The 13,530-nt window shown below is 72.5% G+C and carries 15 protein-coding genes; 6 read left to right on the forward strand and 9 right to left on the reverse strand.

Annotation, left to right across the window (positions count from 1 at the left end):
• Positions 1 to 231 precede the first annotated feature (231 nt).
• Positions 232 to 1,956 carry a maltose alpha-D-glucosyltransferase gene (gene treS / locus BLQ67_RS08985; RefSeq protein ID WP_092504354.1) on the forward strand — a complete coding sequence of 575 codons (1,725 nt, stop codon included), beginning with the start codon at positions 232 to 234 and terminating at the stop codon, positions 1,954 to 1,956.
• A 25-nt stretch (positions 1,957 to 1,981) separates the two neighbouring features.
• Here the strand turns inward: treS and BLQ67_RS08990 are convergent, their stop codons facing one another.
• The 4 genes from BLQ67_RS08990 to BLQ67_RS09005 form a co-directional block, all read right to left on the reverse strand.
• Positions 1,982 to 2,374, reverse strand: a complete 393-nt coding sequence (locus tag BLQ67_RS08990; protein ID WP_092504355.1) for a VOC family protein — start codon at positions 2,372 to 2,374, stop codon at positions 1,982 to 1,984.
• A 32-nt stretch (positions 2,375 to 2,406) separates the two neighbouring features.
• On the reverse strand, positions 2,407 to 3,138 hold the full coding sequence (locus tag BLQ67_RS08995; protein ID WP_092504357.1) for a TSUP family transporter: 732 nt from the start codon (positions 3,136 to 3,138) through the stop codon (positions 2,407 to 2,409).
• A gap of 3 nt (positions 3,139 to 3,141) precedes the next feature.
• Positions 3,142 to 3,972, reverse strand: a complete 831-nt coding sequence (locus BLQ67_RS09000; RefSeq protein ID WP_092504359.1) for an RDD family protein — start codon at positions 3,970 to 3,972, stop codon at positions 3,142 to 3,144.
• A gap of 128 nt (positions 3,973 to 4,100) precedes the next feature.
• Positions 4,101 to 4,718 carry an RDD family protein gene (locus BLQ67_RS09005; RefSeq protein WP_092504360.1) on the reverse strand — a complete coding sequence of 206 codons (618 nt, stop codon included), beginning with the start codon at positions 4,716 to 4,718 and terminating at the stop codon, positions 4,101 to 4,103.
• Between the two features lie 81 nt (positions 4,719 to 4,799).
• Between BLQ67_RS09005 and BLQ67_RS09010 the strand changes: the two genes are divergently transcribed.
• Positions 4,800 to 5,807 (forward strand): pirin family protein, encoded by a 1,008-nt coding sequence (locus BLQ67_RS09010; protein ID WP_092504362.1) that lies wholly within the window; start codon positions 4,800 to 4,802, stop codon positions 5,805 to 5,807.
• Between the two features lie 98 nt (positions 5,808 to 5,905).
• Here the strand turns inward: BLQ67_RS09010 and BLQ67_RS09015 are convergent, their stop codons facing one another.
• Together BLQ67_RS09015 and BLQ67_RS09020 are read right to left on the reverse strand one after the other, a co-directional pair.
• Positions 5,906 to 6,757 carry a hypothetical protein gene (locus BLQ67_RS09015; RefSeq protein WP_092504363.1) on the reverse strand — a complete coding sequence of 284 codons (852 nt, stop codon included), beginning with the start codon at positions 6,755 to 6,757 and terminating at the stop codon, positions 5,906 to 5,908.
• Positions 6,758 to 7,224: 467 nt separating this feature from the next.
• Positions 7,225 to 7,941 carry a DUF3159 domain-containing protein gene (locus BLQ67_RS09020; RefSeq protein WP_092504365.1) on the reverse strand — a complete coding sequence of 239 codons (717 nt, stop codon included), beginning with the start codon at positions 7,939 to 7,941 and terminating at the stop codon, positions 7,225 to 7,227.
• Between the two features lie 206 nt (positions 7,942 to 8,147).
• Between BLQ67_RS09020 and BLQ67_RS09025 the strand changes: the two genes are divergently transcribed.
• A complete protein-coding gene (locus BLQ67_RS09025) occupies positions 8,148 to 8,735 on the forward strand; it encodes a hypothetical protein (RefSeq protein WP_092504367.1) in 588 nt (195 codons plus the stop codon).
• 22 nt (positions 8,736 to 8,757) lie between these two features.
• On the opposite strand, the gene BLQ67_RS09030 is transcribed toward BLQ67_RS09025, so the two are convergent.
• The 3 genes from BLQ67_RS09030 to BLQ67_RS09035 form a co-directional block, all read right to left on the reverse strand.
• Complete coding sequence (locus BLQ67_RS09030) at positions 8,758 to 9,642, reverse strand: MBL fold metallo-hydrolase (protein WP_157674742.1); 885 nt, start codon at positions 9,640 to 9,642, stop codon at positions 8,758 to 8,760.
• The gene (locus tag BLQ67_RS16385) at positions 9,639 to 9,818 is read right to left on the reverse strand and encodes a hypothetical protein (protein WP_157674743.1); all 180 of its coding nucleotides are present in this window, start codon (positions 9,816 to 9,818) and stop codon (positions 9,639 to 9,641) included. Before BLQ67_RS16385 ends, BLQ67_RS09030 begins: the two co-directional genes overlap by 4 nt.
• A 156-nt stretch (positions 9,819 to 9,974) precedes the next feature.
• Positions 9,975 to 10,751: an IclR family transcriptional regulator gene (locus tag BLQ67_RS09035; RefSeq protein ID WP_231945008.1), complete on the reverse strand. Its 777-nt coding sequence runs from the start codon at positions 10,749 to 10,751 to the stop codon at positions 9,975 to 9,977.
• A gap of 62 nt (positions 10,752 to 10,813) precedes the next feature.
• Here BLQ67_RS09035 and BLQ67_RS09040 point away from each other — a divergent pair, with 62 nt between their 5' ends.
• From BLQ67_RS09040 to BLQ67_RS09050, 3 genes are all read left to right on the forward strand, one after another.
• Positions 10,814 to 11,902, forward strand: a complete 1,089-nt coding sequence (locus BLQ67_RS09040; RefSeq protein WP_092504372.1) for an isocitrate/isopropylmalate family dehydrogenase — start codon at positions 10,814 to 10,816, stop codon at positions 11,900 to 11,902.
• A 40-nt stretch (positions 11,903 to 11,942) separates the two neighbouring features.
• On the forward strand, positions 11,943 to 12,941 hold the full coding sequence (locus tag BLQ67_RS09045) for a tripartite tricarboxylate transporter substrate-binding protein (RefSeq protein ID WP_092504374.1): 999 nt from the start codon (positions 11,943 to 11,945) through the stop codon (positions 12,939 to 12,941).
• Positions 12,942 to 13,026: 85 nt separating this feature from the next.
• Positions 13,027 to 13,530: a tripartite tricarboxylate transporter TctB family protein gene (locus tag BLQ67_RS09050; protein ID WP_157674745.1), complete on the forward strand. Its 504-nt coding sequence runs from the start codon at positions 13,027 to 13,029 to the stop codon at positions 13,528 to 13,530.

Consider the following 13,530-nt stretch of genomic DNA (forward strand, 5'->3'; position numbering starts at 1 on the left):
CGCGAACCGTGACCAGTCCGGTGCAACTGCGACCAGTCGAACGCGAACCGTGACCAGTCCGGGGCAACTGCGACCAGTCACCGAAGCCGCCCCATGCGCCACGACCACCGCCGCGCGCAAGCCCCCGCATCCTCTGGCCCCGAGCGCCCGCGAGTGCTTGGCTGGGTCGACGCGCTCCGACCGCGAGGCGGCGGCGCCCGCGCGAGCATGAGCCGAGCGAGAGGACCGCGCATGTCGTTCACCGCACCCATCCCCGTGATCGGCGCGAGCCATGTGCCCGGCTTGCAGCTCGACCCCGACTGGCACCGCAAGTCGGTGTTCTACGAGGTCATGGTGCGCTCGTTCGTCGACTCGAACGGCGACGGGTTCGGCGACTTCCAGGGGCTCACGTCGAAGCTCGACTACTTGCAGTGGCTCGGCATCGACGGCATCTGGGTGCCGCCGTTCTTCCAGTCGCCGCTCAAGGACGGCGGCTACGACGTCTCCGACTACGAGGCGGTGCTGCCCGAGTACGGCACGATCGACGACTTCAAGCACTTCGTCTCCGAGGCGCATGCGCGCAACATGCGCATCATGATCGACCTGCCGATCAACCACACGTCCGACCAGCATCCGTGGTTCCTCGCCTCCCGCGAGGATCCCGAGGGCGAGTTCGGCGACTTCTACGTGTGGCGCGACACGGATGAGGGCTACCCGAACGTGCGCATCATCTTCGTCGACACCGAGACGTCGAACTGGGCGTTCGACAGCCAGCGCAGGCAGTTCTACTGGCACCGCTTCTTCTCGCACCAGCCCGACCTGAACTTCGAGAACCCGAAGGTGCACGAGGCGGTGCGAGACATCCTGCGCTTCTGGCTCGACATCGGCGTCGACGGCATCCGCCTCGACGCGATCCCGTACCTGTACGAGTCGGAGGAGGGCAACGGCGAGTCCGAGCCGGCGACGCACCAGTTCGTGCGCGACCTGCGCGCGATGATCGACCACGAGTACCCGGGCCGGGTGCTCATCGCCGAGGCCAACCAGTGGCCGGCCGAGACGGCCGAGTACTTCGGCACCGCCGAGGAGCCCGAGTGCCACATGGCGTTCGACTTCCCGACGATGCCGCGCATCTTCTACAGCCTGCGCGCGCAGAACGCCGCGGAGCTGAAGCGCGTGCTGTCGGAGCAGGTGGAGGTGCCGCCGGGATCCGCGTGGGGCGTGTTCCTGCGCAACCACGACGAGCTGACGCTCGAGATGGTGAGCGAGGAGTACCGGCAGGCGATGTACGGCTGGTACGCGTACGACCCGCGGATGCGGTCGAACGTGGGCATCCGCCGCCGGCTCGCGTCGCTGCTCGACAACTCGCGCGCCGAGCTCGAGCTCGCGAACGCGCTGCTGCTGTCGCTGCCCGGGTCGCCGTTCCTGTACTACGGCGACGAGATCGGGATGGGCGACAACATCTGGCTCGACGATCGCGACGCGAGCCGCACGCCGATGCAGTGGTCGCCCGATCGCAACGCCGGCTTCTCGACCGCCGACCCCGGCAAGCTCTTCCTGCCGGTCGTGCAGTCGCTCGTCTACCACTACACGTCGGTGAACGTGGAGGCGCAGATGGCGCAGGCGTCGAGCCTGCTCAACTGGATGCGCGCCGTGCTCCACACCCGCAGGCAGCACCCCGTGTTCGGGCTCGGGTCGATCCGCGTGCTCGAGACCGACAACGAGTCGGTGCTGGCCTTCGTGCGCTCGTATGCCGGCGACGGCACGTACCACGGGCCGAAGGAGGAGCACGTGCTGTGCGTCTTCTCGTTCAGCCACAACCCGGTGCACGTGACGATCGACGCGCCCGACTGGTCGGGCTCCGAGCTGCACGACCTCTTCGGCGGCGGCCAGTTCCCGACGATCGCCGACGACGGACGCTTCTCGCTGACGTTCGGCACGCAGTCGTTCTACTGGATGCACATCTCGCCGCCGCGGTAGCAGCCCGCAGCAGGGCGCGCGGCGGCTACCGCGTGCCGGCGTCGAGCTCCGCCTGCGAGCGCAGCACGCACAGCTCGTTGCCCTCGGGATCGGCGAGCGTCACCCATCCGCCCGTCGCCGTGCGGCGGTCGGCCAGCTGGGTGGCGCCGATGGCGAGCAGCCGCTCGACCTCCTCGTCGCGCGTGCGATCCGTGGGCCGCAGGTCGAGGTGGATGCGGTTCTTCACCGTCTTGCCTTCGGGCACCTCGATGAACAGCAACCGGTGCGAGCCGTCGGCCGAGAGGATCATGCACTCCTCGTGGCCGGGCTCGTTCGGGTCGCCCTCGACGTCGACGTACCCGAGCACCTGCTTCCACCATTCGGACTGCGCGTACGCGTTCGCGGAGTCGATGGACGTGTGGGAGACGGCGCTGACCATGGCCCGAGGATAGGGACCAGACGCCCGACCGGCTACGCCGTCGCGAGCTGGATGACGCCCGTCACGATCACCGCGACGCCGCCGAGCGTCGCGACCGTGATGCACGCGATGCGGCCCGCGCGCGGGTCGATGCGCTTCGCGGCATACGAGCCGACGACCGCGCCGACGCCGAGCGCCGCGAGGGCCACGATCCACTCGGGGAGGGTGAGCGACGGCAGCTCGCCGCGCATGACGAGCGAGGCGATGCAGACGATCACGAGGTAGCCCTGCATGCTCGTGACGAACGCCTTGTGCTCCCAGCGCGCCGCGATCGCGTAGGCCGTGACGGCCGGCCCGCCGACGCCGGCGAGCACGTTCATGACGCCACCCGCAGCACCGGCGGCGACGAGCCCCGGCCACCGGTCGAGGCCGCGGATGCGCCGCGCGGCGACGCTGATCGACAGGGCGATGAGCACGAGGCAGCCGGCGAGGATCGACAGGTGCGGGCCCGCGAGCGACCGGGCGAGCAGCGCGCCCGGCACGATCGCGACGACCGCGGCGGCCGCGATCGGCAGGATCCGCCTGTACTCCACCTGCTTGATGACCCCGAGGTAGGCCACGACCGCGGTGCCGAGGCCGAAGACGTTCGCCACGACGACGCCCTGCAGCGGCCCGAGCAGCAGCATGAGCATCGGCGAGGCGACGAGGCCGAAGCCGATGCCCGCGACCCGCTGGGTCGTCGAGCCCAGCAGCACGATGCCGCCGATCGCGGCTGCGACCACCACGGGTCAGCCGCGCACGACGGCGGTCTTCGCCAGCTTGTCGTGGATCGCCTGGCGGCGCGCATCCCACAGCGGCCACAGGCCGTCGACGATGGGGAAGACGCCGGCGAGCAGCCCGAGCCCGGGCACGCCCGCGAGCAGGTTGGGCACCGCGTAGTGCAGCAGCCAGCGCGACAGGGCGGCGCGCCAGATCGGCAGGCCCTCGGCGTCGCGCAGCCGCACGCGGATGCCCATGAGGCGCTTGCCGAGCGTGCGGCCCCGCAGCGCGACGAGCACCACGTGGTACGCGCCGCTGGCCGCGAGGGTGAGGAACGAGAGCGCGATGAGCTCGCCCGAGTGCTGCGTCAGGAAGCCGACGTAGGCCTCGTCGACCGCGGCGCTCGCCGCCGCCGGATCCGTCTCGGCGCCGGCCGCGAAGAGCGGCGCGAACGCCTCGTCGGCTGCGGTGATGAGGCCGAGCGCGCCCGCGATCACGAGCGTCGTGAGCTGGATGACGATCCAGTCGACGACGTACGCGCCGAAGCGTCGGCCCCACGTCGCGAGCTCGACGCCGTCGGGCGTGCGGATGCGGTCGTCGGGCGACGCGGGCTGCCCCCAGCCGAAGCCGCGGGGCTGGTCGGGCCAGCCGTCCTGCTGGTCGGACGGGGTCGAGCCGTAGCCCGGCTGCGGCTCGGGCTGCACGGGCTGCGGCTGCTGCGGCGCACCCGGCGCCTGGAACGCCGCGGGCTGCGTCTGCTGCACGGCGAGCCACGTGTCGCCATCCCAGTAGCGGCGATCCTCGGGGCCGGTGCCGAACGGATCCTGGTACCAACCGGGCTCCCGGGACTGCTCGCTCATGCCTTCGATCGTACGGCGGCGCGGCGCGCGGTGCTGCCTGGCGGCCGGGCACGACGTGACGCTGAGCAGACCGCCGAGGGCGATCCTCCCTCGCGACGCCGCTCAGCGTCACTCCATGCCGGGTACGGCTACGCCATGACGACGCTCGTGCCCGCCGCCGAGTCGTGGAACGCCTGTCGGCGGTCGTTCCAGATGAGCGGGCGCAGCCCGTCGATCGTGACCCACAGGCCGGCGACGGCGCCGAACGGTCCCGCGGTCGAGAGCGCGGCCGGCGCGAGCTGCACCGCCCAGCGCGCGATCGCCTCCGATGGCGTCGCGAGGCGCTCGCGTTCGCGATGCCGTACGCGGATGCCGAGGATGCGCTTGCCGAGGGTCCAGCCCAGCCTGCTGACCATGAGGATCGAGTACACGGCGCCCAGCACGAGGGTCGCGGCGATCGACAGCGCGACGTAGCGCCAGCTGCCGAGGTCGGTGTCGAACACGGTGTCGAGGCTCGTGCGGGGGATGGAGCCGAACCACGAGCCGGGCGCGAGCGCCTGCAGCGGCAGCAGCAGCGCCTGCACGGCCACCGAGAGCAGGAAGCCGTCGATCCAGTAGGCGATGAGTCGACGCCACCACGGCGCGAGGGGCACGCCGTCGGGCGTGACGACGCGGTCGCGTTGGGCTGGCGACAGCAGCATCGCCTCCTCGGCCGTCGGCGTCGGGCGGGGGCGGCCGTCATGTCCGGGAGTCCACTGGTCGCTCATGCGACGTACCGTATCGACGTCGCGGCGGCGCGTGCACCCCCTCGACACGACCAGGCCCGCATCCCGGCGTAGCCTCGACCCATGAGCAACGACGAGGCCGCTCCGGTCGTCGAGGCGGAGCGCGGATGCGTCGACGAGGCCGCCGAGGCGGGCGTCGAGCTGCTGCTGCCGCGCGAGGTGCCGCTCGGCGGCCCGCGCGCGATGCCGGTGCTGCGCGTGCTGCCGAACAAGCATCGGCACATGGTGGGCGCGTGGTGCTTCGCAGACGCCTTCGGCCCCGAGGACGTCGCGGTGCACGGCGGCATGGACGTGCCGCCGCATCCGCACACGGGCCTGCAGACGGTGTCGTGGCTCGTGGCCGGCAGCATCGAGCACCGCGACTCGGTCGGGTCGGTGCACACGGTCTCGCCCGGCGGCGTCAACGTGATGACGGCGGGGCGCGGCATCGCGCACTCCGAGCACTCGACGCCAGAGACGACCTCGCTGCACGGCGTGCAGCTGTGGGTGGCGCTGCCCGAGGCGCAGCGGTGGATCGACCCGCACTTCGCGGGGCTCGACGCCGTGCCGACGGTGGCGGTGGGGGATGCGACGGTGCAGGTGTTCGCGGGGTCGCTCGGCGTGCTGCACGCCGAGGTGCCGGTGCACACGCCCATCGTCGGCGCCGAGGTGCGGCTGCCCGCAGGCGGCGCGGCCGAGGTGCCGGCGGATCCGTCGTTCGAGCACGGGGTGCTCGCGCTCACCGAGGGTCTCGTGGTCGGCGGCGTGCCCGTGCCGGTCGGCGGCATGGCGGTGCTCCCCCCGGGCGACGACCTCGTGCGCATCCGCGCCGCAGCCGATGCGCCGGGCGACGTCGTGGCCATCCTGCTCGGCGGCGAGCCGTTCGCCGAGGAGATCGTCATGTTCTGGAACTTCGTCGGCACGACGCACGACGACGTCTCGACGGCGCGCGACACGTGGATGCGCGAGCGCGGCGAGGGCGAGGACGCGCGCGAGCGCTTCGGCGTCGTGCCCGGCGGCGAGCCCACGCTGCCGTCGCCACGGCTGCCCGACGTCGAGCTGCTGCCGCGCGGGCGGGCTCGGCGGCGCTGACGCGCGAGCTCGGCACCGACACGCACGGATGCGGTCGGAGCGGGGCGAGCGGTGGGATGCGTCCTCGCGATGCCGCTCCCGCCGCATCGTCGCGCGCGTCAGGCCGTGACGGCCGCGGCGCTCGCGATCGGCGCCCGGTCGCGCAGCACCGCGAAGGTCGCGACGCCCGCAGCGACGCACGAGGCCGCCGCGAGCCACGGCATCGCCCACGACATGCCGCCGCTCGTCACGAGCGTGTCGGCGATGTCCATGCCGAGGCCGAACTGCCACCACGGCAGTCCCATGATGGCGAGGACGCCGGGCGCGAGAGTCCACGCGAGCGAGGCACCGGGCCGCAGTCGGCGCCACAGCACGACGGCAGCGACGACGAGCGTCGACGCGCCCCACATGACGGCGAACATCACGGCGAGGCCGTGGCTGTCGGTCTCGCCGGCAGCGGCGAGCGCGGCGTGCACCTCGGCGGCCGTCGCGCCGGGCACGAGCGTCTCGGGCAGCCAGACGAGCGCATCCGCGACGCCGAGGCCCACGAGCGCGAGGCTCGCGCCCGTGCCGGCGGCGACGGAGGCCCACCGCACGGGCGCGTACGGCGGCACGCCGCGCCCCGTGAGCACGAGCGCGATGGCGGCGACGATCGCGAGCACGATGGGGAAGCCGAGCACGAGGCTCATGCCGAGGATCGCGCCGAACGCCACGACGACGGCGAGCACGGCGGCTCCCGCGGCGCTCGCGGCGATCGCCACGAGCTGCCCCCGCGGCGCGCCCCGCAGGCCCGCGCGCACGAGCAGCGCCGTCCCGACCACGAGCCCGGCGACCACGACGACGACCATGGGCGCGATCGACAGCCAGCCGTCGCGCGGCATCACGGCCATCGCGAAGAGGCCGGCCGCCACGACTGCGGCGTAGCAGGCGACGGCGGCACGGGCATCGGGATGCTGCAGGGCGTCGCGCATGCCCCGACCGTAGGGCGACGCCCTGGACGGCGCGTGCACCCCGTCCATGCGCCGGCCATGGACGAACCGAGGCGCGATGCGCGCAGGAATCGGGATTCTTGACGATCCGGCAAGGACCCCGCACATCCGCACCCCGATCCCCGGATGCGCCGCGCGAGCCGCGGCTAGCGTCGAAGCGTGCTCTCTCGCACATGATCGACGGTCGTACCGTTCTCCGCTTCGTCGGGGGCCAGCCAACCTCGGTACGACCGTCGATCAAGATCCGCCGATCCTCTCGGCATCTCCCGCTGCTCGGCAGGCGTCACGCGTTGGCGCGCGCCAGCGCATCCATCCGTCCGCGCACGAAGAAGCGGTGCGGACTGGCGCTCGGAGCTCGCTATCGCGAGGTGAGTGAAGGCTCCTGGTCGGTCCGCACCGCTTGGCTTGGCCCCGACCCTAGACCCGCACGGATCGGGTGACAAGACCCGTCAGGCGTCGGCAGGCGTGTCGGATGCGGGCGCGGGCTCGCCGGGCACGCGCGGATGCCGGATGCCCGGGTGGTCGCGCGGGATCGAGCGGAACAGCACGATGCCCGACACCACGAGGCACGCGGCGACGAGCGGATAGGTGAGCGCGGCCTGGAAGAACGCGAGCGCGCCCGGCTGGTCGAGCACGAACAGCGGCACGAACACCGCCAGGCGCACGACGTACTGCAGCACCCAGATCCACGACGCCCGCTGGTAGGCGCGCAGCAGCACGGGGTCGCGACGCCAGCGCGTGCGCGTGCCGACGACGGCGCCGAGGATGAGGCCGAGGAACGGCCAGCGCACGACGATCGACCCCGCCCACGCGAGCGCGCTCGCCGCGTTCGTGAGCAGGCGGATGAGGAAGAAGTCGCGCGCCTCGCCCGTGTACGCCGCGATGAGCGCTGCCACGACGACGGCGAGCAGGCCGATGACGACGGCGCGCGGACGGCGTCCCTGCACGATGCCGACCACCGCGATCGCGACCGATGCGACCACGGCGGCACCGCATCCGAGCCACAGCGCGATCGAGCCCGGCAGCGCACCGCCCGCGAGCCAGCCCACGAGGAACGCGGCAGGCGGGATGCTCGCCTCGACCGCCGCGCGCGTGCCGCCCAGCAGGTCGGCGAGCGACTCGCGCTGCGGCGCCGGCAGCGCGTCGTCTGCGGGGCGCTGCGACATGAGGCAAGCCTAACTTCGCCGGAAGGCCTCGTGGCTGGTCGCAGTTCGCGCGTGACTGGTCGCAGTTGCACCGCACTGGTCGCAGCTTCGGTGCAACTCCGACCAGTCATGGCACCACGGGCCTCCACCGGCCGGGGGAGCGGCGCGCAGCAGGGTCCGCCGACGGGCTGACGCGCTCGCACCGCGGCGTCCGTAGCGTCGCTGCCATGGGACGCACGAAGCCAGGAGACGGACGCCAGCTGCGACCGATGCGCCATGTGCAGTTCCTGTGGCGCACGCAGCTCGGCATCGACCACGCGGGATCGCGATGGGTCGTCGAGCAGGACTTCGGCGACGGCGAGGAGCGCATCGAGCTCTACCGTGACGGCGTGCAGGTGGCGAAGGCGACGAGCCCGGCGAGGTTCGACGTGCCGGATGGGCGCATCGAGGCGAAGATCGTGTCCGGCCAGGTGCGGCGCGCACGGCTCGTGACCCCGGCGGGCGTGCAGCGGATGACGCCCGAGCGCGGCACCGCCGAGCACGGCCGCGCGCGGTTCGCCGAGCGCTTCCCCGTCGCGAGCGGCGTCATCGCCGCCATCTCGTTCACGATCGTCATCGGCGCTGCGATCCTCGAGCTGCCGCAGCTGCTGCAGGTCGTCACGCACGTCGAGGTCGTGCGCGACTGGCTCGGCTGGTCGTTCACGTCGCCCATCCGCCTGCCGGTCGAGTGGAACGTGGGCATCACCATCGCCGGCGTCGCCGCGTCGATCGAGCGAGGCTGGCGCTTCAAGCACATCCCGGGGATCGACGAGTAGGCCGGCGTGCCCGCGGCCGATCTCAGTCGCGAGCGTCGTCGACCATCGCGAACGGTGCGATGGTCTCGAAGGCCGCTGGCAGGTGCCACCGGAGTCCGTCGCGGGTGCTCATCGCGTCGACCATCTCCAGAGCGCGATCGCCGCGGTCGAGCAAGCGGGGGAACGGCTGCAGCGGGTGCGCGAGCGACCTGCCGAAGTCGTCCCAATGGACGGGCACCACCAGGCGCGCGCCCGTGGCCGTGACCACATGCCGCCAGTACGCACGCTGCTCGCGTGCTGAGCGGCGGCCGATGCCACCGACGCCGAGGTAGACCACGCTGGCGGCGAGATCGTCGAACGAGTGGGGCGCGATCCCGGCGCTCGGATGCACGAGCATCGTGCCGTCGGGGTGCGCGACGTGGAACGAGAACGCGCCGCCCTCCCGGTACCGCGAGGCACGCACGGGCGGCCGCAGCGGCTCGTCGATCATGCCCGGGAGCCGATCGGGCGTGCTGTGCACGCCCTCGGCGACGAGGATGCGGAAGGCGCCGATCACGATCGCGTCGCCGTGTCGGAAGCGCCGCATGCTCCGCTCGGCCATGCCTGCGCCCGTGCCGATCTGCAGCGTCGACGGCGAGCCGTGCAGCGTCGCGCCGAGACGGCGCGCGACCGTCGGCGCGTCCATCGCGTGGTCGTGGTGGGAGTGCGCCACGAGCACGGCCTCGGCGCGGTCGATGCCGCAGCGGGCGAGCGCCGCATCGATGCGGCGTGGGTCGGGTGCGATGCGTCCGACTGCGACGCGCAGCAGCGAGGGACGGCTCAGGAACCCGTCGACGAGGAACGCCGAGCGCTCGTCGCGTACCAGCAGGCTCGAGGTGCCGAGAAAGGTGACGCGTACCGCACCCGCGCCGATCGGCGCGTGCGTCACGGTGCAGCCTTCGGTGCGGTCGGCCCCACGTCGCCGGGCTCCTCGTGCCGCACCCGAGGATCCTCTGCGACCGCCTCGGCGATCGCCTCCACGCCGGCGCGGATCGCGACGAGCGCGGCGAGCAGCCTGCGATCGCGGTCGTCCGCGCACCGGGTGCATTCCGCCGTCGTCGTCACCGTGGACCTCCTCGCGCCGTGCTCCATCCTCGCACGTACTTGCTCTCATTGTGATTCGTGACTTACATTGTGAGCCGTCCCCGGAGCGAAGGAGCTCGCATGCGCAGCACGACGAGCGCCCCGCCACAGCTGCCGAGCGGAGTCGAGAGGTCGACGTCAGACGGTGCGTCGCCCGCCGAGCAGCCGCGTGAGCGCGTCGGCGGCCGCGACGACCGCCGCGACGGCCGAGCCGGTCGCGGATTCCGGCAGTCGGAGCGTCGGCGCGAGCACGCCGAGCGCCCCCACGAGCTCGCCGCGAGCGCCGAAGACGGGCGCCGACACGCTGCTGATGCCCAGCTCGCGCTCGCCGACCGTCACCGCGAAGCCGTCGGTACGCGCACGCTCCACGTGCTCCCGCAGGTCCGCGGGATCGACGACGCTCGAGGGCGTGAAGCTCGACAGCTCGCCGGAGAGCGTGTGGTCCGCGAGCTCCGCGTTCCACGCGAGCAGCACCCTTCCGGCGGAGCCCGCGGAGATCGGCATGGTCTCGCCGGGGCTCATCGACCGTCGCAAGGGATGCAGCGACTCCGCCACCGCGATGCACACGCGCATGCCCGAGCTCTCACGGAACAGGCAGGCGGTCTCGCCCGTCTCGTCGCGCAGCGACCGCAGGATGGGCTGCGCCAGATCGACGATGCCGATGCCCTGCAGCGCGGGTGCCGACCAGTGCAGCATGCGCACGCCGACGCGCAGCACGTCGTCGGAGCGGTCGAGGAAGCCGTCCTCGACCATGTTCGCCGCGAGTCGCTGCAGCGTCGACGTGGGGATGCCGGTCGCGCGACGCAGGTCGCCGAGCGTGAGCGCGGGTCGCTCCGGAGTGAACGCGTCGAGGATCGCGCGCACCTTGTCGAGCACCAGCAATGGCCGGCCGGCCGTCCCCTTGCCATCGCTCACGACCACGAGTGTATGGGCGCTCCGCCCACGCTCTCCGCCCGCCACCAGGAGGACACCACCGCATGACCAGCCACCGCACCTACGTCATCGACGCCATCCCCGGCGACGGCATCGGCCCCGAGGTCGTCGAGCCGACGATCGCCTGCGTCGATCGCGTCGCATCGCTCCACGGCTTCTCCATCGACTGGCGCGCGCGCGACTGGGGCTCGGATCGCTACCGCCGCACCGGCGCGATGATGCCGGTCGACGGTCTCGATGCCCTGGCCGACGGCGACGGCATCCTGCTCGGCGCGGTGGGCGATCCCGACATCGACGACGTCACGACGCTGTGGGGCCTGCTCATCCCCATCCGTCGCACCTTCGACCAGTACGTCAACGTGCGTCCCACGACCGTGCTGCCCGGCGTGCAGCCCGCCGTGGCGGACGCCGTCGGCATGGACCTCGTGATCGTGCGCGAGAACGTGGAGGGCGAGTACTCCGAGGCGGGCGGTCGACTGCATCGGGGCACCGAGCACGAGCTCGTGATCCAGGAGGCCGTGTTCACGCGGCGGAACACCGCACGCGTCGCCCGCTACGCCGCCTCGCTCGCCGATCGCCGCGGGGCAGCGCTCGTGTCGGCGACGAAGTCGAACGGCATCATCCACTCGATGCCCTTCTGGGACGAGGTCGTGCGCGACGTGGTCCGCGAGGAGCACCCGGGCCTCGTCCTCGAGAGCGTGCTCATCGACGCGCTCGCCGCACGCCTCGTGCTCAAGCCCCGCAGCGCGAGCGTCATCGTCGCCTCGAACCTCTTCGGCGACATCCTCTCCGATCTCGCCGCAGCCGTCGCAGGGTCCATCGGCATCGCACCGAGCGCCAACCTCGACCCCGAGCGTCGGCATCCGTCGCTGTTCGAGCCCGTGCACGGCACCGCGCCCGACATCGTGGGCCGCGACCTCGCGAACCCGATCGGGTGCCTGTGGGCTGCGTCGCTCATGCTCGAGCACCTCGGCGAGCACGCCGCGGCCGCATCGCTCCACGGAGCCTTCAGCGACGTGCTCGCCGCGGGCACCCGCACGCGCGACCTCGGCGGCGACGCCTCCACCACCACCTTCAGCCGTGCCGTGCTCGACGCCATCGACGTGCAGAGCGCAGCGCCCGCGCTGTCCTGATCCGATCCACCCCGCCACACCCGACGACGAAGGAGTCATCATGCGCGCCACCCACACGACCGCCACGCGGCGGTCATCGATCGCCGCGCTCGCGGTGCTGCCACTGCTCGCCCTCGCAGGGTGCAGCGGCGGCTCGGACGCCGCCTACCCCGACGACACGATCGAGATCGTCGTGCCGTTCGCGGCCGGCGGGCCCACCGACACCGTGACGAGGATCGTCGCCGACCCCATGGGCGAGGAGCTCGGCGCCCAGGTCGTCGTGCAGAACGTCGAGGGCGCAGGCGGCACGGTCGCGGCCGGCGAGGTGGCCGCCGCCGATCCCGACGGCTACACGGTGCTCATGCACCACATCGGCATGTCGACGGCGCCCGCGCTGTACGACGACCTCAACTTCGATCCGGTCGAGGACTTCGCGCCCGTCGGCCTCGTGACGGAGGTGCCCATGACGATCGTCTCGAGGTCGGGACTCGGACCCTCGAACCTCGAGGATCTCGTCGCCTACCTCGAGGACGAGCGGGAGTCCGTCACGATCGCGCACGCTGGCGTGGGATCCGCGTCGAACCTGTGCGCTCGACTGCTGCAGGATGCCGTCGGCGTCGAGCTCACCGAGGTGCCGTACGACGGCACGGGGCCCGCGATGGCCGACCTGCTGGGTGGGCAGGTCGACCTGCTGTGCGACCAGACCACGAACACCGCGGGCCAGATCCTGGGCGGCGAGGTGGACGCGTACGCCGTGACGACCCCTGAGCGCGTCGAGGTGCTCCCCGACGTGCCCACGACCGCCGAGGCGGGCCTCCCTGACCTCGAGATCGGTGTCTGGCACGCGCTGTACGTGCCCGCCGGCACGCCCGACGAGGTCATCGCGGCACTCGAGACCGCGCTGCAGACCGCGCTCGCCGACCCGGCGGTCGTCGACCAGATGGCCGAGCTCGGCATCGCGCCCGTGAGCGCAGCGGATGCGACGCCTGAGGCCCTCGCCGAGCGCCTCAGCGAGCAGATCGCGCTCTGGGACGACGTCCTCTCCGAGCCGGGACGCTGACATCGACGCCACGACTCCTCCGCGCGAGCACGGCTCGCGCGGAGGCGCCGGTCGGGCGTCGTCGGCCGACCTCGTCGCAGGCGCGGTGCTCACGGGGCTCGGCCTCGTCTTCGCGATCGGCGCCCTCGCGTTCGACCTCGGCACGCCACTGGCGCTCGGACCGGGTGCGTTCCCGCTCGCGGCCGCGTGCGTGCTCGTCGTGCTCGGCGTCGCGATCGGCATCCGTGCATTCGTCGCCCCCACGATCGTGCACGACGAGGCTCCTGAGGCGCTCGTCGCCGACGCGGCCGAGCACGGCATCGACGCCGCTGCCGACCGGCCGAGCCGACCGGCAGCCTTCGGGCGCATCCCGTGGCGTCCCGCGGTACTCGTCACCGCAGCCGTGGCGTGGTTCGCGCTCACCGTCGACGGGCTCGGGCTGCTGCTCGCAGCGTCCGGCACCGTCGTGCTGGCGTCGTTCGCACGCCAGGGCGTCCGTTGGTGGCAGCCGCTCGTCGTCGGCGTCGGTCTCACGGCCGGGAGCTGGCTGATCTTCGTCGTCGGACTGCGCCTGCGCGTGCCGCTGCTCGGCGACTGGCTGGGAGGCTGA

This window comes from Agrococcus jejuensis, from assembly GCF_900099705.1.
Lineage (GTDB): Bacteria > Actinomycetota > Actinomycetes > Actinomycetales > Microbacteriaceae > Agrococcus > Agrococcus jejuensis.

Bases quoted from the DNA above. Each gene is read 5' to 3' on its own strand.
- BLQ67_RS09000 (WP_092504359.1), bottom strand. From the start codon at position 3,972: ATGAGCGAGCAGTCCCGGGAGCCCGGTTGGTACCAGGATCCGTTCGGC.
- BLQ67_RS09025 (WP_092504367.1), top strand. From the start codon at position 8,148: ATGGGACGCACGAAGCCAGGAGACGGACGCCAGCTGCGACCGATGCGC.
- BLQ67_RS08990 (WP_092504355.1), bottom strand. From the start codon at position 2,374: ATGGTCAGCGCCGTCTCCCACACGTCCATCGACTCCGCGAACGCGTAC.
- BLQ67_RS09015 (WP_092504363.1), bottom strand. From the start codon at position 6,757: ATGCGCGACGCCCTGCAGCATCCCGATGCCCGTGCCGCCGTCGCCTGC.
- BLQ67_RS09045 (WP_092504374.1), top strand. From the start codon at position 11,943: ATGCGCGCCACCCACACGACCGCCACGCGGCGGTCATCGATCGCCGCG.
- BLQ67_RS09040 (WP_092504372.1), top strand. From the start codon at position 10,814: ATGACCAGCCACCGCACCTACGTCATCGACGCCATCCCCGGCGACGGC.
- treS (WP_092504354.1), top strand. From the start codon at position 232: ATGTCGTTCACCGCACCCATCCCCGTGATCGGCGCGAGCCATGTGCCC.
- BLQ67_RS09005 (WP_092504360.1), bottom strand. From the start codon at position 4,718: ATGAGCGACCAGTGGACTCCCGGACATGACGGCCGCCCCCGCCCGACG.
- BLQ67_RS09010 (WP_092504362.1), top strand. From the start codon at position 4,800: ATGAGCAACGACGAGGCCGCTCCGGTCGTCGAGGCGGAGCGCGGATGC.
- BLQ67_RS09020 (WP_092504365.1), bottom strand. From the start codon at position 7,941: ATGTCGCAGCGCCCCGCAGACGACGCGCTGCCGGCGCCGCAGCGCGAG.